The sequence below is a fragment of the Clostridium sp. 1001271st1 H5 genome (genome assembly GCF_005845215.1).
In the GTDB taxonomy this organism is placed as follows: Bacteria; Bacillota; Clostridia; order Lachnospirales; family Lachnospiraceae; genus Enterocloster.
In genome coordinates, this window is record NZ_SPHO01000019.1 from 79,103 (window position 1) to 105,502 (window position 26,400).

Genomic DNA, 26,400 nt, shown 5'->3' on the forward strand with positions numbered 1-26,400 from the left:
AAATCATCCATCACAGACGGTTGGGCGGTATTGCGGACTCCCCGGAGTCCGTTTTCTGTTTTCCCGCACAAGGAAGGAGCCGTTGCTCCATAGACATGAGTTATCTATGGAGGAACGGCCCCTTTTTAAGCTAGTCTTTATTAATCTTTGCCGCGGTCAGCGTGATTTCAACCAGGTAACCGTCGGTCAAAACAGACTGGGCAGTGGTTCTGGCAGGCATGCAGCCCGAATCAAACCAGGCATCCCAAACAGCATTAAATTCGTCAAACATAGACCAATCATGGATGTCAATCTTTGCATAGAGGATATGGTTCTTATCGGAGCCAAACTGTTCCAGCAGCTCATCCAGGCGGTGGGTCAGGGCAGCCATCTGCTCGGTCATGGTGGGCTGCTTTCCGGCAGCGATGTGTCCGGTAAAGTACAGAACACCATTATACTCCGTTACCCTTGCAAAGTGTTTACACATATCATGTCTAATAATTTCCATTGATATCTCTCCTTAAAGTTTTTTATTTTATTATAAAAGTTGAACCCAGTATAAAACGCTATTTCGATTTGACAATTGCCAGACGGGGCAGACTCACAGGGTTCGGTTCAAAGTTTGTCAGGGTGGAACGGACGCCGAAAATGTTCTCTGAGTTGTGCAGGGGAATCATATAAACTTCTTCACGCAAAATGTCGATAACCTTGGCATAGTCTGCTGCGCGCTCTTCTTTATCCAGACTGCTCTGGGCAGTTTCCATCAGCTTGTCGATTTCCGGATTTCGGATGCCCGCATAGTTTCTTCTGAAAGGACCGGTGGAGTGCATATAAGGGTAGTAGAACTGGCCGTCCTTGCCGGTGGGGGCAAAGGCGCAGATGACAACATCATGGATTCCCTTGCTGTACTCAGCCATCAGCGTTGCGAATTCCATAATGGAAACATCGACCTTAACACCGATAGCGCCCCAGTTGTTCTGGAGGATTTCCGCAAGGTCAATACGGTTCTGGCTTTCGTTGGTCCAGAGCTTAATAGTGAAACCATCGGGATAACCTGCCTCGGCCAGCAGTTCCTTGGCCTTCTCGGGGTTGTACTCCAACAGGGCTTTATGCTTTTCAGGATCAGCGGGATGGTAGCCTTCATTCTGGGGAGTGAAGAAGCTGTCGTGCTTCCTGCCGGTGCCGGAGAAAACAGTGTCAACAATGGTATCCAGGTCAAGCGCATAGGCCAGGGCCTCACGGACCTTCTTATTGTCCAGCGGAGCGACCGTGCAGTTGAACACAATGTTGGATGTGGTAAAGGTATCGCAGGTCCAGATATCGCAGTTGGGATTCTGGCGCAGGGAGTCCACGGAGGTGGTCAGAGGCTGCATGCAGATATCCACGTCACCGGCCTCGAACGCCAGGGTTCTTGCGGTGGAGTCGGTTATAATACGGAATACCAGGTTCTTGAACTCCGGCTTTTCGCCCCAGTAATTCTCATTGCGCTCGAAAACAATGCGGTCACCGGCAATCCACTCAACAAACTTGTAGGGTCCTGTACCTGCGCCGTTCAAATCCCGGACAAGGGCCTCCGGAGTCGAACTTTCTATGGCCTTCTTGCTCAGAACGCAGTCCGCAGGGTCGCTCATAAAATCCTCCATGGGAGGGAAGGGCTCAAAGGTAACGATGTCCAGGGTATAGTCGTCGATAACCTTGCATTTCTCCAAATCATACATGTTGTAGAAGGAGCTTTGCAGCGGCAGCTCATTGCCGCGCTGGTACATGAACAAAACATCCTCAGCTGTCATCTTTTCTCCGTTGTGGAAGTAAACGTCATCTCTCAGATGGAACCGGATTGTGGTATCATCCAGGTTCTCCCAGGATTTTGCCAGGACACCTTCATATTCCATGGTTGCGTCATTACGCCTCAGCAGGCCTTCGCAGTGGACCTTTGAAACCAGGGTGGCGGCGCTGTCGGACAGCTGGAAAATGTCCAGGGATGCAGGCTCGCTGGCCAGAGCAACGGTAAGCGTGTCTTCGACGGCAGTGACAGGCAGATTCGCCTGAGGCGTATTGTCTGTGTAGGTGGAATTAATTTTGTCGCCTGTTTCAATGATAACGCCGGCCTTTGTCCCGGCAGACTCGCCGGACACAGCACTACTCCCCTGCTCAGACGGTGAACCGCCGTTCTTGCTGCCGCAGCCAGCTAATGAACCCAGCACCATGACCATTGCCAGAACCAGTGCTAATTTCCTTTTCATAAATGAATCCTCCTTAGATTGTATTTGTTTCTTACTGAATATGATGGCAGGCAGCAAAATGCCCAAGGCTGTCGCCAGTCAGTGAGGGATTTCTTTTAAAGCATTCCCCGTCAGCATAAGGGCAGCGGGGAGCAAACCGGCAGCCGGGCTTGGGGTTAACGGGAGATGTCAGCTCTCCCTTCAGAAAAATCCTTTCTCGTTTTACGCCCAGGCTGGGAATGGGGATTGCGGAAAGCAAAGCTTTGGTATAGGGGTGGCGCGGGTCCTTAAACAGCTCATCGGAGCCGCACTTTTCCACCACCTGACCCAGATACATCACCATAATTTCATCTGAGATGTGCTTGACAACGGATAAATCATGGGTGATGAAAATGTATGTCAGCCCAAGCTGCTCCTGCAAATCCTGCATCAGGTTCAGAATCTGGGCCTGAATGGAAACATCCAGCGCGGATACCGGCTCATCACACACTATAAACTTTGGGTTAAGAGCCAAGGCCCTGGCAATACCAATACGCTGACGGCGTCCGCCGTCCAACTCATGAGGATAGCTTCCTGCCAGCCGTCTGGCCAAACCCACAAGCTCCATCAATTCATCCACACGTTTATCAATCTCCCTGGCTGGTAATTTCTCACAGCAGCGCAGCGGCTCTGCAATAATCTGCCTAACGGTCATTCGGGGATTCAGGGATGAGAAGGGGTCCTGAAAGATGATTTGCATGTCCGTGTGCAGTTTTTTCAGTTCCTTTCCTCTGGCATTGGTAATCTTTTTTCCGTCAAAACAGATTTCTCCTTCGGTGGTGTCCAGCAGACGTACAATGGTACGGCCCAGTGTGGACTTGCCGCAGCCGGACTCTCCTACGATTCCCAGGGTTTTGCCTGCCTCCAGAGTAAAAGACACATCATCCACAGCATGCAGCCAGCCGTCAGGCACATGGAAATATTTTTTCAGGTTTCTGATTTCCAGTAGCGCACTCATTCCAATCCCTCCTTTTCTGCGCAGGCACAAAGATGGCACTTGACCATATGGCCTGGAGAGACTTCCAATTCCGCTGGTTTAACCTTACTGCAAATCTCCATGCAGTGCTCACAGCGGTCATGGAACGGGCAGCCGTCCGGAAGATTCATCGGATCAGGCATCAGGCCTTCAATGGGCTTCAGCCTGTGAACATCTTTGTCAATGTTTGGTATACAGCCAAACAGGCCAACGGTGTAGGGATGCCTGGCATTCTCAAAAATATCTAACAGATTCCCATACTCCACAATCTCACCGGCATAGATGATGGCCACCACATCACAATTCTCAACCACTAAGCCAAGGTCGTGGGTAATCAGAATCATGGAGGTCTGCAGTTCATTCCTCAGAGTACGAATCATATCCAGCACCTGGGCCTGAATCGTGACATCCAGGGCAGTGGTGGGTTCATCGGCAATAAGCAGCTCCGGGTTGCAGCACAGCGCAATGGCAATGACCACTCTCTGTTTCATTCCGCCGGAAAACTGATGGGGGTAGTCGTTGAAGCGCTCCACCCTTATGCCCACCTTTTCCAAGGTTCCCTGGGCCTTTGCCGCAAGTTCTTCTCTGGAGAGATGCGGCTCATGAATCTGCAGGGACTCCATGACCTGCTCGCCAATTGTCATGACCGGATTCAGGGAGGTCATGGGGTCCTGAAAAATCATGGAAACCTTTTTGCCCCGGTATTTTCGCAGGGTCTCCTTATCCATGGCAAGGACATCCCGGCCTTCAAAATGAATCTCACCGCTGATAATCCGGGCGGGAGGCTCGGACAGAAGCCGCAGGATTCCCAGGGCAGTGGTGGTTTTTCCGGCGCCGGTTTCGCCTACCAGGCCCAGAGACTGTCCCCTGCTCAGGGCCAGATTCATCCCATTAACAGCTTCCACAATGCCGCTGTCAGTTTCATAGTGAATCACAAGATTCTTTATATCTAATAATGTTTCGCTCATAATCTGTCTCAACTCCTTGCTTAACAGCTGCTTACCGTTTCATTCTGGGATCCAGAGCATCCCGCAATCCGTCGCCAAGCAGGTTCAGCGCCAGAATAACCATCATAATTGCCAGACCGGGAAACAGTGCCATATACCATTCATTCAGCAGATACGCCTTACCGGTGTTCAGCATACTGCCCCATTCGGGCGTGGGAGGCTGAATACCCAGTCCAATGTAGCTCAATGATGCACAGGTCAGAATCGCACTCGCAACGCCTAACGTGGAACGGACGATGATGGGGGCCAGACAATTGGGAAGAATATGGCGCAGGACAATCCGCAAATCACTGGCGCCGCCGGCCCGCGCGGCTTCAATATATTCCTGGTCCTTAACGGTAAGAACCGAGGCACGCACAGTCCTGGCATAGGAGGGAATCGTACCGATGCCTGCCGCAATCATCAGGTTAACTAAACCGGAGCCCAGGGCAGCGGCAATGGAAATTGCCAGCAGGGTGCTGGGGATTGCCATCAGAACATCCATGCAGCGCATAATCACATTATCTGACTTACCGCCGTAGTAGCCTGCGGCCGCACCTAAAAGGGTGCCGGTGATACAGGCGAATCCAACAGCGATAAAGCCAACCACAATGGATGTTCTGGCACCATATATAATACGGCTTAAGATATCCCGTCCAAAGTTGTCTGTTCCCATAGGATGCCACAGATTGGGCCACTGTAATGCTTCCGCAGGACGCTGCTCATCCAAACCATAGGGAGCCAGAAGAGCCGGAACCAGCGCACAGCACAGCAGAATACATATAATGACCAGTCCCATCATAGCCTTCTTATCCCGTTTCAGACGAATCCAGGCTTCCCCCCACTGGGAGGTTCCATATTTTTTTGTGACTCTGCGGGGTTTTCCCCCGGTCGTTGCTTTCATCATAAATCAGACCTTTCTTTGCGTGTGTTATTTGCCAGAAACCGGTCAGGTCTCACTTTGGGCAATGAGGTTTTTAATCTTTCTTTTGGTCTGGTAAATGGATTTCAGTCTGGGATCCACAAAGGTGTATATAATATCTACCAGCAGGTTCAAAAGACTGAACATGACAGCAATTACAACCACAGCTCCTTGGATAGTCGGATAATCACGGGCTTTAATGGACTGAATCATCAGCATCCCTATACCGGGAATTGCAAAAACCGTTTCTGTAACAATGGCGCCGCCCAGCATACTGCCCAGCTGAATAGCAATCGCTGTAATGATTGGAATCATCGAGTTTCTTAATGCATGGGAAATAATCACTTTTCGTTCGGTCTGGCCTTTTGCCCGGGCAGTCCGTATGTAGTCCTGGCGGATAACCTCCAGCATACTGGAACGGGTAATCCTGACTAGCGATGCCATGGCGCCGGTACCGATGGTCAGAACCGGCATAAACCAGTGGGCCGGTGTTGTAAACCCGTAGCTTGGAAACCATCCCAGCTTAACGGAGAACAGAATAATTGTCATTAAGCCTTGCCAGAATGCAGGCATTGCCACACCAATCAGAGCCAGTACCATCAGCAGATTATCAATCCAGGTATTCTGCTTGATGGCGGAGATAATTCCAATGGGAATGGAAAGAATCACCGCAAATGCCGCGCTTGTTAATGACAAGAGTATTGTTGTAGGCAGCCGGTCCATGACCTCCTCCAAAACAGGACGCTTTGTTTTGTAAGATGTACCCAAATCCCCGTGGAGCACGATATTTTTGGTATAATTGAGAAACCGGACCGGGAACGGCTTGTTGAGTCCCAGGTCTTCCCGAATCTGCTCCACAACCTCCACCGAGGCAGCGTCACCGGCAATCATTTCCGCAGGATCTCCGGGAGAAATCTCGTTCATGGTAAACACCAGGAACAAAACTCCCAGGAGAACCGGAATCATCATCAAAATTCGCTTAAAGATATATTTTAGCACAAATCTTCACCCCCTTCATTCTGCATATAATATTGACGTAAATCCTGTATCATTAACGCACCTTAATTGTAGATTATAACAGTGGCAAGATAAACTCAGTATTTTATGATTTGGTTGAATATTTTCATTTTCTATTCAAAAAAGCATGTACATAGTATATAATGGCTAAAAGCAGATTGGATGCCGGAGCATGAACAAAATACAGGGGGGCGGTATGAAAAAGGATTTAATAAAACGGAAAAGTCTGTCCGTCATGGAACGGCTTATGAATCAGAGTCTGACCGTAAAAATCAGCGTTTTTATTTACTTAATCGTAATCATTCTCTTTTTATTTCTCTCTTTTTTCCTTTTTGACATTGTTGGGCGGGCATCTGACCAGCGGCTGGTAGAGGAGCACTCCAAGATGCTGAAGGTTGCCATTCTTACCATTAACAGCCGCCAGCAGTATATGATTGGTGTGGCGGATTATTATGCCCTGTCTCCGGAAATCCAGAATATGATGACCATCAGCAATTCCGGCCTTCCTGTGACAACAGTCCTGGACGAGTCCAGGTTCAAAACCCCTACAATCATCATTCTCAGCACCGTATTCTATAATGCCGAAGGCGAGGCCATCTACTATACCACGAAGGATACCTCCCGGGCGCCCATCAATCAAAAAAACAGCGGCGCCTTCCAGAAACTGGAATCGGGACAGGCCACCTATGTATGGGAGTATATTGACCAAAATAACAGCGGTTTTATGAAATACGATTTTTCCCCCAAGCTGTGTTTGTGGAGGGTAGTCCGGGACAGCAACGATGTACATATAATCGGAGCTGTGGCGGTTACCATTGATTCCCGCTCCCTCCTTGGCTTTGACGAAACCGCAAAGCAGCTGTCTGAAAACCTGGCAATTATCAATTCCCGAGACCAGGTAGTATACAACCGTTCCAATATCAATCTGAATGAGGATGATATCCGGCTGTTATCCAGCAACTCCTTTGGCAGCGATACAGGCCTTTATACCGCTGATTTAAGCAGCGGCAGGTACCGGGTCAGCTATCAGGCCATTCCTTCCACTGATTTTGTGGCGTTCTTCCTATACCGCCATACCCCGTTCGCCTTTGGGATTGATGTCGTATACAGCTATATATTAGCGGGTTTGTTTCTGTATATTCTCAGCCTCTTCCCGTCGATTATACTGGTTTCCAAAATGATTACAAAACCTCTGGTGAGCCTGACAAAATCCATCCAGCAATTTGCAGAGGGGCAGCGTAATGTAAAAGTTCAGTTTAAATATACGGATGAGATTGGCCTGCTGGGAAAAGCCTTCAATGACATGGTTTTGGATAATGAACGTCTACGGATATCGGAATATGATTTGCGCTTAAAAAATAAGGATGCGGAACTCGCGCTGATGCAGGCGCAGATTAATCCCCATTTTCTCTACAATATGCTCAATGCAATCCAGTGGCAGGCGCTCAAGGGAGGGAACAAGGAGATTGCGGACATCGCCTATTCCATGGCTCAGGTATTCCGCATCAGCCTGAGCCGCGGCAAGAGCATTATTTCAGTGAAGCAGGAGCTTGACCTGGTCAACTACTATTTATCCCTGCAGCAATACCGTCTGGGCAAAAAAATAGACTATCATATTGATTTTAATGAGGATGTCCTTGGCTGCCAGATTCCAAAGCTGATTCTTCAGCCTCTGGTTGAAAATTCCATTGTCCATGGAATGGCAAAGGACGCTTCCCTCAATCTGGTGATTTCGCTGTCTGTCTCCCTGTCGGAGGATGGAACGTCGTTACACTTTATGATTCAGGATAACGGCTGTGGAATTCCCCCGGAAATCCTTCGGTATTTACCTAACGAAGTAATCCCGGCTTCAGCGGAGGATGGTCTGAAACCCAATAAGAGCAGCCGCTTTGCGGTTAAAAACATTTATGACCGGCTTACACTTGTATATGGAAGCGATTTTACTTTCCGTATCCGCAGTGACCACGGGACCACCATTGAGCTTATTCTTCCTGTAAAAGAGATAGATGAAAGGAGCGCTTCCAATGCTTAGATTGGCAATTATTGACGATGAAGAAGAAACCCGACAGATTATGGTCAGTTTTATTGACTGGGAAACCTACGGAATCACCGTGGTCGGAGAGGCCTCCGATGGTTTCACCGCCTATAATCTTATCAACTCCATGCGTCCGGATATTGTCTTAATTGATATCCAGATGCCTGGAATGACCGGCCTTGATGTTCTCGAAAAGATTCGTTCAGAGAACCTGATTTCTCCTGCCTTTATTATAATGAGCGGATACGATGACTTCGAATTTGCCCGGAGGGCAATCAGCCTGGCGGCGGTAGAATACTTGTTAAAGCCCTTCCGCCCTGACGATGTGATAATGGCTATCCAAAAATCCATCAAGCACCTTGAGCTTATCCGCAGCAGTTACCCGGAGGCTCCGGCTCCTGGCGGCAGGAAAAACTCATTGTCCGGCAATGCCATCGACTTTTCACTGCTTCACTATCCTTCCCGGGAAGAACACCGCCTGCTGGAGTGCTTGAAAGTTGGTACAAAAGAAGGTGTTCTTGCGGAGCTTGACTGTTTCTGGAACTGTCTGTGTGAATTAAACAGTGATACTGAGAGCCGGCTGAATTGCGCGGTCATCCTTTATGTAGAGGTTTGCCGGTTCCTGCTGGAACGCGGAAGCTGTTTTTCATCTCCATATTTTGAGGATTTGGATAGCTCCGGCGGGAATATTTCCCAGGAAATCCACCGGACTCTGACATCCGTTGTGCTGGATGCTCTCTCGCTGCTTGAGTCCGGGGATGTTTCCCGTATTTATGTAAACAAGGCAGTTCAGTATATTCAGGCCCATTATAAGGAAAATCTCTCTCTGGACAGTGTTGCCAATGAAATCGAGCTCTCGTCCCCCTATCTGAGCAGCCTGTTTTCCAGAATTCTGGGAACCACCTTTATCAACTATGTGCAGTCTGTGAGAATCCAGAAAGCAAAAGAGCTTTTATGCGGCACAACCATGAAGGTCTACGAAATTGCCTACTGCATAGGCTATGATGATGAAAAATACTTTTCGCAGGTCTTCCGTAAAACAGAAGGAATCACTCCTTCTCAATTCAGAGCCCAATCCTCCGCAAATACCAACCGTATGTAGCACAGCAGGACCGGAAGTTTTTTAAGGAATTTTGTAAAATATTAAACGATACCAAAAGATTTTCCGTTCATCTTCCCTGGAACGCGATGTAAAATATAATCATGATATATCTGTACGAGGCAAAGCCACAGGAACGTCGGTGCTGTGACCCACGGCAGGATTATAATTATCAGTTTATTAATAGGAGGATGAATAATATGGTACGCAGTGAGAATCAAGTAGCAAACCCTGTACGAACCAACATTGAACTGTCTGAGAAGGTCCTGAATCTGAATAAGCAGCTGGCCCAGAATCCTGAGAATGCGGATCTTTGGATTAAGCGCGGTCTGGCCCTGGTAGAGCAGAACCTGATGCGGGAAGCGGTAGAGTCCTATTCCAAAGCCCTGTGCCTGGAGCCTTTTAACTGGCTGGCATACCGCAACCGCGCACACCGGCATCTGTCCTGCTGGGAATTCCAGGAAGCCTGCTCTGACTTTATTATGTCTACCAGACTGGTTCCCAACACGGTTGATATCCATGAAATCTGGGAGGCCTGGTATCTGCTGGCACTGTCCCACTATCTGCTGGGTGAATACGAAAAAGCGGCAGACGCCTACCAGACCTGCTACGGCCTGGCCCGCGGCGATGACATTATCACTACCACCGGATGGTACTGGTCTACTCTGATGCGTCTGGGCCGCAAGGAAGAAGCTGAGAAGATTTTGGCGCCTATAACAAAGGAGACACAATTTGAGGCAAGCCGCGAAGCCTACTTTAGCACACTTCGCATGTTCAAGGGCTGGGTTTCCCCTGAGGATACCGAGGCTCAGTGTAATATGCCTGACTGCAAGGATAAGTTTACCCGGCTGTATGCCATCTCCAACTATTACTATATCACCGGCGATTTGGAGAATTCCAACCGCGTGATTGACCGTATTCTGGAAGAGGCCGGCCCTGAATGGTGGATGGTCTTTGGCTACCTGGCTGCAATGGTTGACAAAAAGGCCCGCAGCAACGCCTAATATTATCTCTCTGATATGACTCAGAATTTGCTCCGGCATTGTCCGGGAAACCGTTGTTTTGGGAAATAACACGGCTCTATACAAAAGGGCGGTTTTGATGCCACATATCAAAACAGCCCTTTTCTGTTGCGCTACAGAGCAGGAATACGCGTTATAATCCCAATGTCCACCCAGGAGGTTTTTCATGATGAACAAGAACACTGAACATCATTCCATTCCCATAGGGCCTACCGATATTCTGCAATTTCAAAGCCTTTCCAACCTGTCTCTTTCTTTGGACGGAACCCGCGCCGCATTTATGAAGCATCAGTGCAGCAGGACCCAGGATGGATATGATTCTAATCTTTGGATATATGATTTAAGCCGCAGCCGTACTGTCCAGGTGACTTCCGGCAACAAGAAACAGGTGTTTTGCTGGGCCCTGGACGGCTCACTTCTCTATGCCACGCCTGACGGCGAAACCCGCTTCACTAAAATGAATCCAGACGGCAGCCTCAGTCCGGCATTTAACATACCCATACAGGTCAGGGCCATTCAGCCCATAACGGATAATCTCTGGCTTGTGGAGGCTGCCAGCTATGTAAATGAGGAGGCAAAGGGCCTGCTGACGGAAAAAATCTGCGTGGTCCTGGAGGAGCTGCCTGCCCATTACAATGGCGTGGGGTACACCTCCGGCAGCCGCAGCAGCCTGTATTTGTTTGACCGGATTACCAGCTCACTCCGGCAGATTACTCCTCCCCACTTTGAAACCATGGGCTACAGTCTGTGTATGAAGGAGCTGAAAATCGTCTGCCATGGACATGAGTATACAGATGTCCGTGGAATCAGGGGAAGTATCTATCTCTATGACATTCCTGCCAAAACCGGCCGAATGGTTGTGGAGCCCAATATCTACCGCCTGTACTTCGCCTCCATGATGGGACAGAACCTGCTGTTTGCCGGTACAAAGGGAAACCATGACAGCAATGAAAATCCCACATTCTATACACTGAATCTTGCCACCGGAGAAGTATCTGAGCTCTGCTATCCTGACCACTATGTAGGAGGACTGGGCATCGGCTCCGACTGCCGCTATGAAACCGGCACCACCTGCCTGTGTTCCGGCAGCAGCGTATACTTCACCTCAGCACATTTTGAATCCAGCCACCTGTTTCAGGTAACATCCGGCGGCAGCTTCCGACAGATAAGCAGCCAGGAAGGGTCCGTAGACTGTTTTGACATCAAGGGAGATAAGGCTGTTTTCGTCGGAATGCGGGGCATGGGCCTGCAGGAGCTGTATACGTTTAATCTGGCCACGGGTCAGGAAACCAGACTGACACATTTCAACCAGGACTATACGGACAGCCACAGAGTCTGCACACCCATCCCCTGTTATTTCCAAAATCATGACGGCATTACCATAACCGGCTGGGTAATTCCTCCTGCAGATTATGATGAAAACCGTACTTACCCTGCTATTCTGGACATCCATGGCGGTCCCAAAGCCTGCTATGGTATGGTTTTCTACCATGAGATGCAGCTTTGGGCCAATCAGGGGTACTTTGTATTCTTCTGTAATCCCAGGGGAAGCGACGGTCATGGAGATGCCTATTCTGCCATCTCCGGCATCAACGGCACCCTGGACTATGATGATTTGATGGAATTTACCGACCATGTCTTGGAAGTATATCCCCAAATCGACCGAAGCAGGGTGGGCGTCACCGGCGGCTCCTATGGAGGCTTCCTGACCAATTGGATTGCAGGCCATACAGGCCGGTTTGCTGCTGCGGCAAGCCAGCGCAGCATCGGTGACTGGATGGTGCATTATGGTGCCTGCGACAGCGGTTTCTGGGTCACCAGTGAGCAGTTTCCCCCTTCACCGCTGTACGATGCCGCAAATGCCTGGAACCATTCCCCCGGAAAATATGCTATGAATATTAAGACGCCCATCCTCTTCATCCATTCTGATGAAGACCGCCGCTGCCCTCTGAGTGAAATGATGCCTGTTTATACCGGTGCAGTGCTGGCAGGCACCCCGGTGCGTATGTGCCTGTTCCATGGTGAAAACCATGAACTGTCCCGTGCCGGCAAGCCCCGCTGCCGGATTAAACGCCTGACAGAAATCACAAACTGGATGGACAAATACCTGAAAGGAGAAAGAAAGGCATGAAGCACCCTGAAATATTAAGTCTGCACAACATATCGAATCTGCGCATTTCTCCCGGGGCAGGCCGCTGCGCGTTCCTTGTCCATACTCCCTGCGAAGCAGAAAATAACTATGTAACACACATACATATCAGTGACTTTACCCAGTCTTATCCCCTTGGAGTATCCGGGATTACAAGCTTTGCCTGGGTGGATGAAGCCACACTGGCGGTTGCCCGTCCCAATGGAGACAGCACGCAGTGCGCACTTCTGTCCCTGAAGAACGGTTTGGAGGAGACTGTGTGGGAAATCCCCTTTTCCGCCAGAATTGAAGGCTGGGTTTCCGGGCGGCTTCTCATCTCAGCCCGCCGTCCGATTACGGAAGAAAAGGCCGGGGAGGATGGAGCGTGGACCATCCTGGATGAATTTCCCCTTTGGGAGGACGGCGTGGGATACCGGGCCAAGATTCGCCGCCAGCTTTTTCTTTGCTCCTGCGATGGCCGGTTGAAACGTATCTCTCCGGAGGGCATGGATGTCCGTATTGTATCGGCAGATTTATGCTGTCTGGTCTATGCCGGCTATACTCCCGGAATCCTTGCCGGTGCTGCAAATGAGATTCACTATTGGGACGGAGAAGACCGGGTCCTCTGTAAAAACCATGGGGAAATCAAACATCTTGCTGTAGGCAGCAATTATGCGTTTTTTTACGCGGCTGGTATTGGCAGTGAGGCGGATGCTGCTCCTGCCCTGATGCAGGTTTCCCTGCACACCGGCAATGCCGGAATCCTGTATGCATCCAGAATTGCGGTTGGCAATTACATTGTTTCCGATGTCTGCCTGCAGGAAAAGACTTTTTGTGCGGATGGTGATAATCTCTATTTTGCCGCCACAGAGAAGGGGTCCTCCCAGATTTATAAGCTGGCTGCCGGAGGTGAACCGCTGCCCTTGACCCTTGACCCGGGCAGCATTAACCAGCTGGACGTCCGTGCCGGACGTATTGCCTTTGCCGGTCTGCGCAGGGGAGCCTGTCCGGAGGTCTATATCCTGAAGGATGGAGAGCAGAAGGTTTCAAGCCTTCACAATGAGGACCTGCTTCCCTGCCACCCCATGGTGGAAATCCCCTGCCATGGTATTCAGGGCTGGGCACTACGGGAGGAAACAGATGAAAAGACTTGTCCTGCGGTTTTATTTCTTCACGACGGTCCTCAGCAGGCATTTGGTGAAGTATACCACTTTGGAATGCAGCTGCTTGCCCAAAACGGCTATGTTGTACTGTTTGCCAACCTGCCCGGCAGCATGGGGTATGGCGAAGATTTTTCAAAGCTGGACGGACACTGGGGCGATTATGACTACAACGGTCTTATCCGTTTCCTGGATGCGGCTCTGGACGCCTGTCCTGAGATTGATTCCAGCCGTATGGCTGTGATTGGCACTGGCTACGGAGCTTATCTGGCTGCAACAGCCACGGGGAAATGTGACCGTTTCAGAGCTGCAGTCTGCGATGGGGTCATTTCCAACTGTGTTTCCATGGTATCAACCAGTGATTACGGCATTGAATTTGCCGAAAAACAGATGAAAGCCTGTGCTTTCCGGCAAACCGCCAAACTGTGGACGCGTTCTCCTCTCAGCCGCATCCCTTCCATGAAAACGCCCACCTTGCTGCTCCACGGCGAAAATGACCGCCGCAGTCACCTCTCCCAGGGCCAGATGCTCTTCACCGCCCTAAAGGTTCATGGTGTGCCAGCCAGATTATGCGTGTTCCCCGGCCAACATCACGGCCTTGCAGGCAGAGGAACGCCTCTGGCACGGGACCGCTACTACAGCGAAATTCTCCGGTGGCTGAGAATGTATCTGTAACAAATATATTTGGTCTTTTCTGTGCCGGATAACCGGCAGAATTAAATAATAATGAGAAAGGGCAGGAGGAAATCACTATGCTGCTGATTAAAAATGGACTTATTCACAATGCCGTCCGCCGGACTCCTTTTATGGCTGATATTCTGGTGGATAACAAAAGGATTATAAAGATTGAGCCGGATATTGTCCGGGATGGCGCAGAAGTATATGATGCAGCCGGGGCAGAGATTTATCCCGGCTTTGTAGAAGCGCATGCCCATACCGGTCTGTCCGGATACGGCATTGGCTACGAGGGACATGACTATAATGAACTGGGGGACATCATTTCCCCCCAGCTTCGCGCCATAGACGCCATTGAACCCAGGGATGAAACCTTGGCGGAAGCACGAAATGCCGGTGTTACAACCCTCTGCGTGGGCCCGGGCAGTGCAAATGTTCTGGGGGGCACCTTTGCTGCCATCAAACCCGTTGGATGCAGGGTGGAGCAGATGTGTCTTAAAGAGGAGGCTGCCATGAAATGCGCCTTTGGTGAGAATCCGAAGCGCTGCTACCAGGAAAAGGGGAATTCCAGCCGCATGACCACTGCCGCCCGCCTGAGAGAGGTTCTTTTCAGAGCCAGGGAGTATGAAGCCAGGCTGGACAGGGCCGGAGATGATATGGCAGCCCGTCCTCCCTTTGATATGAAGCTCCAGGCCATGCTGCCGGTTCTCCGGAAGGAAATTCCTCTGAAGGCCCACGCCCATCAGGCAAATGACTTTTTTACCGCTCTGCGCATCGCCAGGGAATTTGATGTCAATATTACACTGGAACATGTTACGGAAGGTCACCTGGTTGCAGAAGAACTGGCTCAGGAAAATGTAATGCTGGCCGTGGGGCCCACCCTGGGTCATGCCACGAAGTTTGAACTGAGAAACAAGACCTGGGATACGCCCGGCGTACTGGCGGCCAGCGGCTGCCATGTTTCCATCATTACGGATGCTCCCTTTATCCCCCAGAAGTATCTTACTCTTTGCGCGGGTCTGGCTGTGAAGGCTGGGATGGATGAGTTTGAGGCGCTGAAAGCCATCACGATTCATCCTGCTGAACATATTGGAGTGGCCCACCGGGTAGGCTCCCTGGAAGTGGGAAAGGATGCGGATATTGTAATCACTGACGGAAATCCCTTTGAAATCGAAACCAATATCCTCTCTGTATTTATTGACGGAAAGCAGGTATTTTCCCGGAATCAATAGCATTGCCGTGCCGCCATCATCCCTTCAGGCATAGAGCGTCTGAGGGCACTGGCTCAAGAAATATGGGGCTGCGGCAAAATAGATGGGTGATTCTCTATGGCGCAGCGGCTCCTTCCTTATGCGCGAAACAAAATACGGACTCCGAAGAGTCCGTATTTTTATACTGACAAGCCGTCACAAGCCTATCCTCTGCCCTCAGCCTGTCCTGCATCCCGGTACACCTTAATAGCCTCCGTAATGTTGGACGCCGAACCATCCTGTATAAGCCGTGAAAGCTGCGCCAGTTTATCCGGCTGCAGGAATTCCCTTCCCAGGTATGGTCCATAGGTGTCTGTAATGCGTATATTCTGCTCCTTAATGCTGCTCTCCAGGCTCCGCAGGTTCGCGGACACCTCGTCCAGCTCCTGCCTGAGCCTGTCCATTGTATCCTTATGGCTGGCTATGATTTCATCTGTTATGATAGTCTTTGTCACATTCTCAAAGGTGCTCAGGGCATCCTTTTTCCTGGAAGCTATTTCCGACAGCTCCTGCTCCACACAGGCAATCTCATCGTCATACTTTTCAAGGTCGTATATATCCTCGTTCCCATCCTTCTGAATGGTTCTGGTAATCACCTTTATCTTCTTCTGGTTGGACCTCAGAACATTGCGGATATCCCGTCCCCTTTTAAGCGTGTCCTGGTGACGGAGCCTGGTCCTGTTTCCAATCATCACATAAAGGCCGCCGAACAACAGGACGTCCACAAAATACACAGCCGCCAGATACCAGATAATCCTCTGGGGAATCAGAAAATAAATGCCGCAGGGAATTCCCAAAAAGCAGATTATCAGGGTAAGCAGGAATATCAGTATTTCCTTAAATCCTCTGGGATAGTACAAGGCATAATAAAATGTAGTCCCGCACCAGGCAGGCACCCGGTTCTTCTGGAACAATGTCCTCAGCTGGACCTTCAGGTCCCTGTTGTGTTCCCGCAGTTCGCTGGTCTCCTCGGCAATCCGTTCCTTCATCCCCTGGCTCTTGGCCTTCTCCCGTTTTGCCCTGGCTTTCTTAAGACGTTCCTGGCCTTTTCCAATCTCCTTGTCATAGCTGGAATTAATCTCATCCAAACGCTTTTTAACGGTCTGGTTCACGGAATCGGATACAGCCTTTCCGGCAGTTTCAAGCTCCCGTTCTTTTTTCTCTTCTTCATCCGCCAGCTGGCCGGCCGTATTCTGGTCACAGTTAAGACGGTACACCGCATCCCTGGCATCTGCCAGGAACTTTACATAATCCGTAATTGCCTGTCCCACCTGCATTTCCTCCTTATGGGAACGTTTGTTATTACGTATAGCTTACTACAAATAGTCCCCACGGGCAAGGGATGTTACAAAAAATTCAAATATGGCCGAAATATGACGGATACAGTCACAGCCGGCATTGAGTTTAAAAATGACTTTTAAAACATCGGATTAGATGTTATACTAAAACATCAGAAGCCAATGTAACAGACTTGCAAAAGGAGAAGCACTATGTTCAGAATGTGGGGAAAACTTATGAAAGACAACCATCTGGTCAAGGACACGGTGGCAGTCATGACTGACTACTCACGGTCCAGGACCCAGATGGTATTTGACTCTTTGGATTCTATCTGCTATGAGTTTGACCTGGAAAAACCAATCTGGCTGGAATCTTCTGTTAAGGAATTCCAGCTTCATGATAAGGTACGGTTTACCCAGGATAATTTTATAGAATCCATTGACTTTGATTTTTTGGAAATCCAGGTAATTGAAGAGTAATATCCGGCCTGTTTTAATGCTCCGCCATGTGGCAGCATACCTGATGTCCGGGCGACACCGTATACACAGGCGGCTCTTCCCGCCTGCAGATATCCTGGCACATCAGACAGCGGTTGGCGAATTTGCAGCCAGGCTTGGGATTAATTGGGCTGGGCACATCCCCCTCCAACAGAATCCGTTCCCTCTTATAGCCATACTTGGCAATGGGGACCGCGGAAAGCAACGCCTTAGTATAAGGATGCACGGGATTCTTAAAGAGCTCCCTGGAATCGCATATTTCCACCATCTGTCCCAGATACATTACTAATATCCGGTTGCTGATATGGCGAACCACACTCAGGTCATGGGATATGAACAGATAGGTCAGCCCCATTGTGCTCTGAAGTTCCTGGAGCAGGTTAAGTATCTGGGCCTGTATGGATACATCCAGGGATGACACCGGTTCGTCACATATGATGAATTCCGGATTCAGGGCCAGCGCCCTTATGATACCCACCCTCTGGCGCCGTCCTCCGTCCAGTTCATGGGGATAGCTGTTAAATAATTTTCTGCTGACACCGCCCTTTGCCATCAAATCCAGTACCCTGTCATTAATCTCCCCGGCCGGATATGTCTTATGTATACGCAGCGGCTCTGCAATGATTTGTCCGATGGTCTTTCTGGGGTCCAGACAGGAATAGGGGTCCTGAAATATAATCTGCATTTTCTTTCTCAATCCCTGCATCTTCCTGTTATCATAGGAAAGAATATCCTCCCCCTGGTATATGACCTGGCCGTCCGTATGCGGAATCAGACGCAGGACCACCCGGCCTACCGTGGATTTTCCGCACCCGCTTTCCCCTACAAGTCCTAACGTCTCCCCCTTATCTATATGGAAACTCACATTATCCACTGCATGGAGCGTACCTGCAGGCACCTTAAAGTACTTCTTCAAGTTGTGAACCTCTAAAATCGTATCACTCATACTGTTCTTCCTTTCTGTATAAATGACATTTTACAGTGTGCTCCCCGCCGATGGACATGTCCTCCGGCTCTGTTGTCCTGCATATATCCATGGCCTTGTCGCATCTCGGACAAAATTTACATCCCGCAGGCAATTCCATGGGGTCGGGCATGGACCCCCTGATTACGTGAAGCATGGCGGACTCCTCCGACTCAATATCAGGGAGACATCCGAACAGTCCCTGTGTATATGGATGGGACGGCTGTTCAAACACTTCCTGTATGGTTCCCTTCTCAATCACACACCCTGCATAAACAACTACCACATAGTCTGCAATTTCCGCCACAACCCCCAGGGCATGGGTAATAAATATGGTAGAAGTCTTATATTTCTCCTTCAGGCCCTTCATCAATTCCAGAATCTGGGCCTGGATAGTCACATCCAGCGCAGTGGTGGGCTCATCTGCAATGAGAAGCTGGGGATTGCAGGACAGTCCCATGGCAATGCACACCCTCTGCTTCATACCTCCAGAAAACTCATGAGGATAGTTTGTGAGGCGCTCCCTGGGAATCCCCACGATTTCCAGCATATCGCCGGCCCTTTTCCAGGCCTCCTTCTGGTCTACATCCTGATGCTGCTTGATGACATCGCTAATCTGGTGCCCTACCGTGTAAACCGGATTTAGGGATGTCATGGGGTTCTGGAATATCATTCCTATTTTCTTTCCCCGGTACTGGCACATGGCCGACTCATTCAGCTTCAGCAAATCCGTGCCCTCAAACAGGATGGAGCCAGATGTGATGACCCCGGGCGGATTTGGCACCAATCCCATGACAGACAGGGCCGTGGTGGTCTTACCTGCCCCTGTCTCCCCCACAAGTCCCACGGTCTTTCCCCTGGGCACATCAAATGACATGTGGTTGATTGCCTTCACCACTCCGTCATATGTGCGGAATTCAATGCTTAAATCTTTTATTTCAAGCAGGTTCTCGCTCATATCCTTTTCCCCTTTCAGCGGCTGTACTGCCAATCACGGACAGCCGCACAAATCTTTCAGGCTCATGCCTGCCTCTTTTTTGCCAGATAATACGGCAATGCTGCCGATGTACGGATTCCCTTGAAAAATCCGCTCAAAACCATACTTTCATTGGGTGCATGGTTCTTTTGGTCTGCCGCGGCATAGGGAATCACAATACTGGGAACTCCCAGATGGCCGGTGAACACAAAATCCGGAGCCACTCCCCCAATTCCGGGGAAAATAATGGGTTCTTCCTCAAACCCGTCCCGCAGGGCCTGGGCTGCCACTTCCACATACGGATGGTCCACCGGCGTCCTTGACGGGGTAACCATCCCATAATGCTTAAGCTCTGCATCCTTAAACCCATGGTTATCCAGATGACGGCGCAGTGTCCTGTATATCTTTTCCGGAGTCTGTCCCGGAACCAGGCGCATGTCAATCTTTACAACCGCTTCCCTTGGCAGCACGGTCTTGGACCCATTTCCGGTAAAACCAGATGATAATCCTGCAATATTGCAGGTAGGTTCAAATATAAGATTATAATAGAAATTATCTGACTTCCTTCCCCTTATAAAATGGTCCACTCCATATTGTTTCTTTAAGACCTCTTCATCTGACGGAATCTTAGATACTGCATCTATTTCCAGCTGGCTCAGCGGCCTTACATCATCATAAAACCCATCAATGGTGATATTGCCCTCTGCATCCCGCATTGTATTCAGAAGCTTTACCATCCTCCATGCAGGATTCTGTATACAGGTCGCCATCATGGAATGCAGGTCTGTCTCGGCTTCCCTCAATGTAATCTCCGCATAGCAAAGACCCTTTACACCTAAGTTAATCTGCGGCCTGCCGCTTTCATGATAGTGGCTGTCCGAATAGAAACATACATCACATTTCAACAGTTCTTTATGGCTTTCCACAAAGGTCAGCAAATCAGGGCTTCCGATTTCTTCCTCACCCTCAAAAAGGTACTTTACATTGACAGGAAGCTTTCCCTTCACCTCTGCCCATGCCTGGGCAGCTTTAATATGGGTGAAAAGCTGTGACTTATCGTCTGATACGCCTCTGCAGAATATCTTCCCGTCCCGTATATCCGGTTCAAACGGGTCGCTCTTCCACTCCTCCAGAGGTTCCGGCGGCTGCACATCATAGTGGCCATATACCAGCATGGTGGGAAGGGATGCATCTTCCATGCGCTCTCCATATACAATGGGATGCCTGTCCGTGGGAAAAATGGAAGCCCTGATACCGCTTTTCTCCATGATTCCGGCAAGAAGCTCTGCGCATTCCTCCACTCCCTCATCCCTGGTGCTTATGCTCTTACACCGCAAAAATGTAAATAGTTCCTCTAAATACGCTTCCTTATGCTGTTCTATGTAATCGAAAATCTCTTTCATTCCAATGCCTCACATTCATTGTCTGTTTTATCAGTCACTCTTAAGCTTAGGGTCTAAAATATCCCTTAAGCCGTCGCCAAACAGGTTCAGTCCCAATACCAGGAAAAGGATTGCCAGACCAATGATACTGGTCACATGGGGGGCCACCAACAGATACTGGCGTCCGCTGGACAGCATTGCTCCCCACTCCGGTGTGGGCGGCTGGGCGCCGATTCCTAAAAATCCCATTCCGGATGTAGTTAATACCGCATTTCCGAAATTCAAAGTAGCCAGAACAATTAACGGCGACATAATGTTGGGCAGGATATGTGATACGATAATCCGGAAATTGTTGGCGCCCAGGGCTTTGGCTGCCTCGATATATTCCCCATTCTTAATCGCCAGTGTCTCGCTTCGGGCCATGCGCGCAAAATTCGGCACTGTATAGATTGATACAGCCATGACCGCATTAGTAAGATTGGCCCCCAGCACTGCCACGAACAAAATACACAGGAGCAGCTGCGGAAATGCCATCAGCACATCCATGATACGCATCAGCATGAAATCCATCTTTCCTCCATAGTAGCCTGACACGATACCCAGGGGCACCCCAATAAAAAATGCAGCCAGAACCACCGTAACGCCGATGCCAATTGAAATTCTGGCCCCATAAACAAGACGGCTCAGGATATCACGTCCCAGCTCATCCGTTCCAAGCAGATGCCCTTCTATGGTCCCCGGGGCTTTCAGCATGATGCTGAAGTTAGCCTCCTCCGGGTCATAAGGAGCAATCCAAGGCGCGGCAATTGCTATAGCCACATACAGCAGTACAATCACCAGGCCTAAAACAGCGATTTTTCTCTTTTTAAAATTATGCCAGAAGCGCTTAATCTGATACGATTTGGAAATCTTGATATCCGCCTGCAAAGCGCCTTCAGCTGCTGGATTCTCTGTCTTCTCCGGCATTCGTCTCCCTCCCATCAGGACAATTTGATTCTTGGATTGATGACTGCATACAGAAGGTCTACAATCAAATTAACAATCACAAACGATGCGGCAATAACCAGGATGGCTGACTGCACCACCTGAAAGTCCCTTGCCTTGATTGACGTCACGATTAAATCTCCCAGGCCCGGCCATCCGAATACCTTCTCTGTAATGACGGCTCCGCCAATCAAAAGGCCAAACTGAAGTCCGGCAACCGTCACAATGGCATTCATGGCATTCTTTAACGCACATCCGAATATGACCTTTCTTTTGCTGAATCCCTGGGCCCTGGCGGTCTGGATGTAATCCTGACCCAATATTTCCAGGGTACTGGAGCGGGTCATACGGGCAATGGTCGCCAGACTTCTGGACGAAAGAGTCACCGTAGGCAAAATCAGGCTCAGCGCAGTGGACTGGGGTGTAATAGGAAGCCATTGAAGCTTGACACAGACAACCAGCATCAGCATCAGACCCAGATAAAATGCCGGTGTGGAAAGGCCTATCAGGGCCAGGAACATACATAGATTATCCCATATGGAAAACCGTTTCACGGCTGACAGCAGGCCAATCCCTACACCGCCTATGATTGCCACAATTGTGGATGTGGCTGCCAATAAAAGAGTATTTGGATAACGTACTGCCAGCTCTTCTGCCACAGGCCGGCCGGTTCTTGTAGATGTGCCAAAATTCCCCTGGAGAATACCTCCAACATATTTAAAATACTGTACGTACAGAGGCTTATCATATCCATACGCCACCCGAATCCGCTCCACGTCCTCCGTTGTAGCCTGCTCACCTGCTATTAGCCGGGCCGGGTCGCCGGGCATCATATGTACCATCAGAAATACTAAAAGGGAGACTACAATAAGCACTGGAATCAAAGACAACATTCGTTTAAAAATATATTTTGCCATTGACCGCCCTGTTCCTTTCTTAACTTCCCTCCCCGGGATACATCCGGGGGAGGGAACCATTTTTTTATATTGCATTTACAGATTACATTGTTCTATATCCTGTTTTTATCACATTACTTTCTGTTCAGATATGCCAGTTCAATTGTCTCATTCGGATAGATAACCAGTCCTGATACGTCTGCCCTTGTGCCGAATGTCTGGTTCTCATAATACAGGATGACGGACGCCCGGTCCTCATGGATGATGTCCTGCATCTTATACAGCAGTTCCTTGCGGGCAGACTCATCTGCCGTACGCTGCTGCTCCTCGCATACCTTGTCATATTCAGGGTTGGAGTAGAATGTATAGTTCTGAAGCTCCCCTGACCTGTAATTATACATAAGGTCCTGGGCCAAATCTCCGGTTGCGCATCCCTTTCCTAACAGGAAGATTTCCGTATCTCCGGCAGCTGCTGCTTCCGTATAAGCGCCCCAGTCCAGAACATTAACCTCTGCTGTAATGCCTACCTGTGACAGCATGGCCTGGATGGCTTCTGCAACCTGGCGGTCCATTGCATACCTGCCTTCAGGAGTATTAATCTTTGTGGTAAATCCGTCCGGATAACCGGCCTCTGCCAATAACTGTTTTGCCTTTTCAGGGTCGTATTTATAATCGTCTCCAATTCCCGGTTTTGCATTCTGGATTGAAGATGAGATAACTCCGGTAGACGGGAAGGTCACATATCCCCCTAAAATGCCATTGATGATGGCGTCGCGGTCAATTGCATAGTCAATTGCCTCGCGGACCTTCAGATTTGCAAGCTTCTCATCCTGGAAATTCAGTCCCAGATAAATAGTGCGGTAACCGGGAACCATCTCCACCTCAACATTGGGGTCGCTCTGAAGCTCATCCACTAAAACACTTGGAATGTTAGCTGCAACATCTGCATCACCTGTCTTAAGCATCATTGCCCTTGCAGAATCCTCGGCAATTATCTTTATATCAATGGTTTCTGCCGTTGCCGGGGTCCCCCAATAGGTTTCATTTTTCTCCAGGGACATGGAAGTGCCTGGAATCCACTCCTTCAGTTTAAGGGGACCGGTGCCCGCTGCATGGGTGCTGTAATCCTTCCCATACTCCTCCAGGGCCTTCGGACTCATCATGCCCGTACTGTATGTACTGACCATGGCCGGAATTACCGCGCAGGGCTGGTCCAGGATAAATTTAATTTCGTGGTCATTGACAATTTCAAAATCCGTAATCATATTCACCAGGGAAGACTTGGGTGAGCCTGTTGCAGGGTCCTTAAGACGCTCAATATTGTATTTCACTGCCTCGGCATTAAAGGGTTCGCCGTCATGGAACGTAACTCCCTCCCTTAACTTAAAGGTCCACTCGGTTGCATCCTCATTTGGGGACCATTCCGTTGCCAGTACCGGCTGGAAATTGCCTTCCAAATCCCGTTTCACCAGGTTCTCATGTATCTGCACAGATACACGGCCGGTATTTGCATCACTCATGAGATGGGTATCCATGGTAAGGGGCTCCGTACCTATCACATACGTAAAATGATTGCCTGCCGTGGACTGGCCTGCCGTGGACTGGCCTGCCGATGCGGAGGCAGTTGTATCGGCTGTGCCGGCTGCCTCCCCCGTACTTGTCTGGTTACTGGCTGTCCCGGAGCATGCGCTCAAAACAAACAGGGATGCCATAGCCATTGCTAAAACCTTTACTGTTCTTTTTTTCATTGTCATTCCTCCTATGATTTTATACAGAGCCGGTTAGGGCCTTTCTTGGATACTTATATAACTAGCAAATCACATGCCAACATATATATAATTACACAATTCACTGCAAATAGCCATAAGCTGCCATTAAATTGTGACTGATTAAAGAAAATTATTTTTCAAATCCTTCTTGTGTTTTTCGCAACAGTGTTGTAGTATTGAAGCAACGTTGCGTGCGTTGCATCATCCAGGAGGTACTTTATGCTGATAAATATCATTTTTATTATCCCCTATCCGGAATTGGAGGAAAGGGTCAACAAAATTTTCCAGAATCACCCCCTCCGGGCAAGGCTGAGAAAAAGAATCGAGATGCGCACGGCCGATGAGCTTGAAACATTTTCATTTAACGCCCACAGCGATGTCATTATAGCCCGCGGCTACACGGCCTGCGGCCTGCGCAGGATGACCCCGGAACTCCCTATCATAGAACTTCCCATAACGGCCTATGATTTGATTCGGGCTCTCAATGAGTGTATCACTCTTTATTCACCCAAGAAAGTGGCATTTATTGGAAATTATACCGCCCTTGCGGAGGCGGATGAACTGGGCAGCTTTGTAAACTGTGATATTAAAAGCTACCATTCCGAATCCACGGATGACATTACCAAAGCAATTGACCAGGCTGTGGCTGACGGCTATACTGCCTTCATAGGCGGATATTCCGTCAATTTAATCTGTTCCCAGAGGGGACTTCCATCCGTCACCATACGCACGGGCAATGAGGCCGTTACCAGGGCCCTGGACGAGGCTGTGCGTACCGTGGATGTGGTCCGTATGGAACGGGAACGCTCGGCCATGTTCACCACCATTACCCAGACAGCCATGGATGGGGTATTATATGTGGATACACAGCAGACCATAAAAATATGCAACCCCGCTGCCCTGAAGATGTACACAGGGCCAAAGAAGAAGCTCCAGGGTCTTTCCCTGCAGTCCGCCTTCCCCTTCCTCTCAGAGCCGGTTTCTGCTGTCATAAATTCGGGAACAGAGCTTCCCAACCAGCTCATACGGTGGAAAAACTACACAATCAACGCCACCATCCATCCTGTCATTATCAACAGCCGCATAACCGGTATCGTGGTAACCTTCCAGGATGTAACACAGATTCAGCAGGTGGAAATCCAGATACGTAAGAAGATGACTGATAAAGGGCTTAACGCCCATTACCACTTTGATGATATTATCCATGAAAGCCCGGAAATAGATTATGTAATCGAAAAAGCGAAAAAGTTCGCTTCTGTCTCCTCAAATATCCTTATAGAGGGGGAAACCGGCACCGGAAAGGAATTGTTTGCGCAAAGCATACATAATGCCAGCACCCGCTGCAACGGTCCATTTGTGGCAGTCAACTGCGCCGCACTGCCGGAAAACCTGCTGGAAAGCGAACTGTTCGGATATGTGGAGGGTGCATTTACCGGTACAGCCAAGGGCGGTAAAACCGGCCTCTTTGAGCTGGCCCACAAGGGAACCCTGTTCCTGGATGAAATTTCCGAAATCCCCCTCAGCATCCAGGGCAAACTGCTCCGCGTCCTCCAGGAGCATGAGGTCCGGAGGGTGGGCGGGGACCGGGTGATTTCCGTGGATGTACGTATCATTGCCGCCACCAATCACAGCCTGAGCCACATAACAGAGCAGGGGCGGTTCCGCCAGGACCTTTTATACCGCCTGAATGTATTGAAGCTGTTCCTGCCTCCTTTGCGCAGGCGCTGCGGCGATACCAAGATACTTTTCCTCCATTATTTAAATCTGTATTACCGGCAATTGGGCAGAATCATCCCCCATGTGGCCACAGCAGCCATACAGATGCTGTCTGATTACCATTTCCCCGGAAATATCCGCGAATTGAGAAATGTCACGGAACGGCTGGTTGTTATATGTATGGATAAAGAAGAAATAACGTCAGATGATATGCGGGAGGCGCTGCATCCCGAAGAGCTGCCGGCAAAATTCCAGTCCGCGGACACGCCCATTCCGCCTTTTTACCAGGATGGGGAGCGTGAATTCCTGATTCGGATGTTAGAAGAATCAAATTATAATCAGACCCTGACTGCTGAGAAGCTCGGCATTAACCGGACAACCCTGTGGAGACGCATGAAAAAGCACGGTATACGGCGGCCTTAAGACAT

General features: G+C 49.6%; 21 protein-coding genes. 8 read left to right on the top strand and 13 right to left on the bottom strand.

Annotated elements, in window-relative coordinates; all coding sequences use genetic code 11:
* Positions 1 to 130: 130 nt before the first annotated feature.
* From FGS84_RS23405 to FGS84_RS23430, 6 genes are read right to left on the bottom strand one after another with little or no spacing between them, the layout of a single operon-like run.
* Complete coding sequence (locus FGS84_RS23405; protein WP_138310733.1) at positions 131 to 487, bottom strand: RidA family protein; 357 nt, start codon at positions 485 to 487, stop codon at positions 131 to 133.
* 58 nt (positions 488 to 545) lie between these two features.
* Positions 546 to 2,222, bottom strand: a complete 1,677-nt coding sequence (locus FGS84_RS23410) for an ABC transporter substrate-binding protein (RefSeq protein ID WP_138310734.1) — start codon at positions 2,220 to 2,222, stop codon at positions 546 to 548.
* 31 nt (positions 2,223 to 2,253) lie between these two features.
* Positions 2,254 to 3,198: an oligopeptide/dipeptide ABC transporter ATP-binding protein gene (locus FGS84_RS23415; RefSeq protein ID WP_138310735.1), complete on the bottom strand. Its 945-nt coding sequence runs from the start codon at positions 3,196 to 3,198 to the stop codon at positions 2,254 to 2,256.
* A complete protein-coding gene (locus FGS84_RS23420) occupies positions 3,195 to 4,184 on the bottom strand; it encodes an ABC transporter ATP-binding protein (protein WP_138310736.1) in 990 nt (329 codons plus the stop codon). Before FGS84_RS23420 ends, FGS84_RS23415 begins: the two co-directional genes overlap by 4 nt.
* A 31-nt stretch (positions 4,185 to 4,215) precedes the next feature.
* Positions 4,216 to 5,109, bottom strand: a complete 894-nt coding sequence (locus tag FGS84_RS23425) for an ABC transporter permease (RefSeq protein WP_138310737.1) — start codon at positions 5,107 to 5,109, stop codon at positions 4,216 to 4,218.
* A gap of 42 nt (positions 5,110 to 5,151) precedes the next feature.
* Positions 5,152 to 6,123, bottom strand: coding sequence for an ABC transporter permease (locus FGS84_RS23430; protein WP_138310738.1), 972 nt, complete (start codon positions 6,121 to 6,123; stop codon positions 5,152 to 5,154).
* Between the two features lie 214 nt (positions 6,124 to 6,337).
* On the opposite strand from FGS84_RS23430, the gene FGS84_RS23435 reads away from it, so the two are divergent.
* From FGS84_RS23435 to FGS84_RS23460, 6 genes are all read left to right on the top strand, one after another.
* On the top strand, positions 6,338 to 8,173 hold the full coding sequence (locus tag FGS84_RS23435) for a sensor histidine kinase (protein WP_138310739.1): 1,836 nt from the start codon (positions 6,338 to 6,340) through the stop codon (positions 8,171 to 8,173).
* The gene (locus tag FGS84_RS23440) at positions 8,166 to 9,278 is read left to right on the top strand and encodes a response regulator (protein ID WP_138310740.1); all 1,113 of its coding nucleotides are present in this window, start codon (positions 8,166 to 8,168) and stop codon (positions 9,276 to 9,278) included. Before FGS84_RS23435 ends, FGS84_RS23440 begins: the two co-directional genes overlap by 8 nt.
* A 197-nt stretch (positions 9,279 to 9,475) precedes the next feature.
* Complete coding sequence (locus FGS84_RS23445) at positions 9,476 to 10,279, top strand: tetratricopeptide repeat protein (RefSeq protein WP_138310741.1); 804 nt, start codon at positions 9,476 to 9,478, stop codon at positions 10,277 to 10,279.
* Positions 10,280 to 10,463: 184 nt separating this feature from the next.
* Positions 10,464 to 12,428 (top strand): S9 family peptidase, encoded by a 1,965-nt coding sequence (locus tag FGS84_RS23450; RefSeq protein ID WP_138310742.1) that lies wholly within the window; start codon positions 10,464 to 10,466, stop codon positions 12,426 to 12,428.
* Positions 12,425 to 14,260: a prolyl oligopeptidase family serine peptidase gene (locus FGS84_RS23455; RefSeq protein WP_138310743.1), complete on the top strand. Its 1,836-nt coding sequence runs from the start codon at positions 12,425 to 12,427 to the stop codon at positions 14,258 to 14,260. The genes FGS84_RS23450 and FGS84_RS23455 overlap by 4 nt, the downstream gene beginning before the upstream one ends.
* A 77-nt stretch (positions 14,261 to 14,337) precedes the next feature.
* The gene (locus FGS84_RS23460) at positions 14,338 to 15,492 is read left to right on the top strand and encodes an amidohydrolase (RefSeq protein WP_207739992.1); all 1,155 of its coding nucleotides are present in this window, start codon (positions 14,338 to 14,340) and stop codon (positions 15,490 to 15,492) included.
* 182 nt (positions 15,493 to 15,674) lie between these two features.
* Here the strand turns inward: FGS84_RS23460 and FGS84_RS23465 are convergent, their stop codons facing one another.
* Positions 15,675 to 16,781, bottom strand: a complete 1,107-nt coding sequence (locus tag FGS84_RS23465) for a hypothetical protein (protein WP_138310745.1) — start codon at positions 16,779 to 16,781, stop codon at positions 15,675 to 15,677.
* 219 nt (positions 16,782 to 17,000) lie between these two features.
* On the opposite strand from FGS84_RS23465, the gene FGS84_RS23470 reads away from it, so the two are divergent.
* The gene (locus FGS84_RS23470) at positions 17,001 to 17,267 is read left to right on the top strand and encodes a hypothetical protein (RefSeq protein ID WP_138310746.1); all 267 of its coding nucleotides are present in this window, start codon (positions 17,001 to 17,003) and stop codon (positions 17,265 to 17,267) included.
* 13 nt (positions 17,268 to 17,280) lie between these two features.
* Here the strand turns inward: FGS84_RS23470 and FGS84_RS23475 are convergent, their stop codons facing one another.
* The 6 genes from FGS84_RS23475 to FGS84_RS23500 form a co-directional block, all read right to left on the bottom strand.
* The gene (locus tag FGS84_RS23475) at positions 17,281 to 18,231 is read right to left on the bottom strand and encodes an oligopeptide/dipeptide ABC transporter ATP-binding protein (protein WP_138310747.1); all 951 of its coding nucleotides are present in this window, start codon (positions 18,229 to 18,231) and stop codon (positions 17,281 to 17,283) included.
* Entirely contained in the window at positions 18,224 to 19,207 is a 984-nt protein-coding gene (locus FGS84_RS23480; protein WP_138310748.1) for an ABC transporter ATP-binding protein, read from the bottom strand. The genes FGS84_RS23475 and FGS84_RS23480 overlap by 8 nt, the downstream gene beginning before the upstream one ends.
* A gap of 62 nt (positions 19,208 to 19,269) precedes the next feature.
* On the bottom strand, positions 19,270 to 20,628 hold the full coding sequence (locus tag FGS84_RS23485; RefSeq protein WP_138310749.1) for a M20/M25/M40 family metallo-hydrolase: 1,359 nt from the start codon (positions 20,626 to 20,628) through the stop codon (positions 19,270 to 19,272).
* Positions 20,629 to 20,658: 30 nt separating this feature from the next.
* Positions 20,659 to 21,573, bottom strand: coding sequence for an ABC transporter permease (locus tag FGS84_RS23490; protein WP_138310750.1), 915 nt, complete (start codon positions 21,571 to 21,573; stop codon positions 20,659 to 20,661).
* 14 nt (positions 21,574 to 21,587) lie between these two features.
* Positions 21,588 to 22,508, bottom strand: coding sequence for an ABC transporter permease (locus FGS84_RS23495; RefSeq protein WP_138310751.1), 921 nt, complete (start codon positions 22,506 to 22,508; stop codon positions 21,588 to 21,590).
* Between the two features lie 113 nt (positions 22,509 to 22,621).
* Positions 22,622 to 24,235: a glutathione ABC transporter substrate-binding protein gene (locus tag FGS84_RS23500; protein WP_138310752.1), complete on the bottom strand. Its 1,614-nt coding sequence runs from the start codon at positions 24,233 to 24,235 to the stop codon at positions 22,622 to 22,624.
* Positions 24,236 to 24,475: 240 nt separating this feature from the next.
* Between FGS84_RS23500 and FGS84_RS23505 the strand changes: the two genes are divergently transcribed.
* Positions 24,476 to 26,395 (top strand): sigma 54-interacting transcriptional regulator, encoded by a 1,920-nt coding sequence (locus FGS84_RS23505; RefSeq protein WP_138310753.1) that lies wholly within the window; start codon positions 24,476 to 24,478, stop codon positions 26,393 to 26,395.
* The last annotated feature ends 5 nt before the right edge of the window (positions 26,396 to 26,400 follow it).

What these genes read in the sequence shown, in the direction of transcription:
- FGS84_RS23445 (WP_138310741.1), top strand. Translation starts at nt 9,476, where the DNA reads ATGGTACGCAGTGAGAATCAAGTAGCAAACCCTGTACGAACCAACATT.
- FGS84_RS23500 (WP_138310752.1), bottom strand. Translation starts at nt 24,235, where the DNA reads ATGAAAAAAAGAACAGTAAAGGTTTTAGCAATGGCTATGGCATCCCTG.
- FGS84_RS23420 (WP_138310736.1), bottom strand. Translation starts at nt 4,184, where the DNA reads ATGAGCGAAACATTATTAGATATAAAGAATCTTGTGATTCACTATGAA.
- FGS84_RS23505 (WP_138310753.1), top strand. Translation starts at nt 24,476, where the DNA reads ATGCTGATAAATATCATTTTTATTATCCCCTATCCGGAATTGGAGGAA.
- FGS84_RS23490 (WP_138310750.1), bottom strand. Translation starts at nt 21,573, where the DNA reads ATGCCGGAGAAGACAGAGAATCCAGCAGCTGAAGGCGCTTTGCAGGCG.
- FGS84_RS23485 (WP_138310749.1), bottom strand. Translation starts at nt 20,628, where the DNA reads ATGAAAGAGATTTTCGATTACATAGAACAGCATAAGGAAGCGTATTTA.
- FGS84_RS23455 (WP_138310743.1), top strand. Translation starts at nt 12,425, where the DNA reads ATGAAGCACCCTGAAATATTAAGTCTGCACAACATATCGAATCTGCGC.
- FGS84_RS23440 (WP_138310740.1), top strand. Translation starts at nt 8,166, where the DNA reads ATGCTTAGATTGGCAATTATTGACGATGAAGAAGAAACCCGACAGATT.
- FGS84_RS23495 (WP_138310751.1), bottom strand. Translation starts at nt 22,508, where the DNA reads ATGGCAAAATATATTTTTAAACGAATGTTGTCTTTGATTCCAGTGCTT.
- FGS84_RS23415 (WP_138310735.1), bottom strand. Translation starts at nt 3,198, where the DNA reads ATGAGTGCGCTACTGGAAATCAGAAACCTGAAAAAATATTTCCATGTG.
- FGS84_RS23460 (WP_207739992.1), top strand. Translation starts at nt 14,338, where the DNA reads ATGCTGCTGATTAAAAATGGACTTATTCACAATGCCGTCCGCCGGACT.
- FGS84_RS23480 (WP_138310748.1), bottom strand. Translation starts at nt 19,207, where the DNA reads ATGAGCGAGAACCTGCTTGAAATAAAAGATTTAAGCATTGAATTCCGC.
- FGS84_RS23470 (WP_138310746.1), top strand. Translation starts at nt 17,001, where the DNA reads ATGTTCAGAATGTGGGGAAAACTTATGAAAGACAACCATCTGGTCAAG.
- FGS84_RS23405 (WP_138310733.1), bottom strand. Translation starts at nt 487, where the DNA reads ATGGAAATTATTAGACATGATATGTGTAAACACTTTGCAAGGGTAACG.
- FGS84_RS23425 (WP_138310737.1), bottom strand. Translation starts at nt 5,109, where the DNA reads ATGATGAAAGCAACGACCGGGGGAAAACCCCGCAGAGTCACAAAAAAA.
- FGS84_RS23475 (WP_138310747.1), bottom strand. Translation starts at nt 18,231, where the DNA reads ATGAGTGATACGATTTTAGAGGTTCACAACTTGAAGAAGTACTTTAAG.
- FGS84_RS23410 (WP_138310734.1), bottom strand. Translation starts at nt 2,222, where the DNA reads ATGAAAAGGAAATTAGCACTGGTTCTGGCAATGGTCATGGTGCTGGGT.
- FGS84_RS23435 (WP_138310739.1), top strand. Translation starts at nt 6,338, where the DNA reads ATGAAAAAGGATTTAATAAAACGGAAAAGTCTGTCCGTCATGGAACGG.
- FGS84_RS23450 (WP_138310742.1), top strand. Translation starts at nt 10,464, where the DNA reads ATGATGAACAAGAACACTGAACATCATTCCATTCCCATAGGGCCTACC.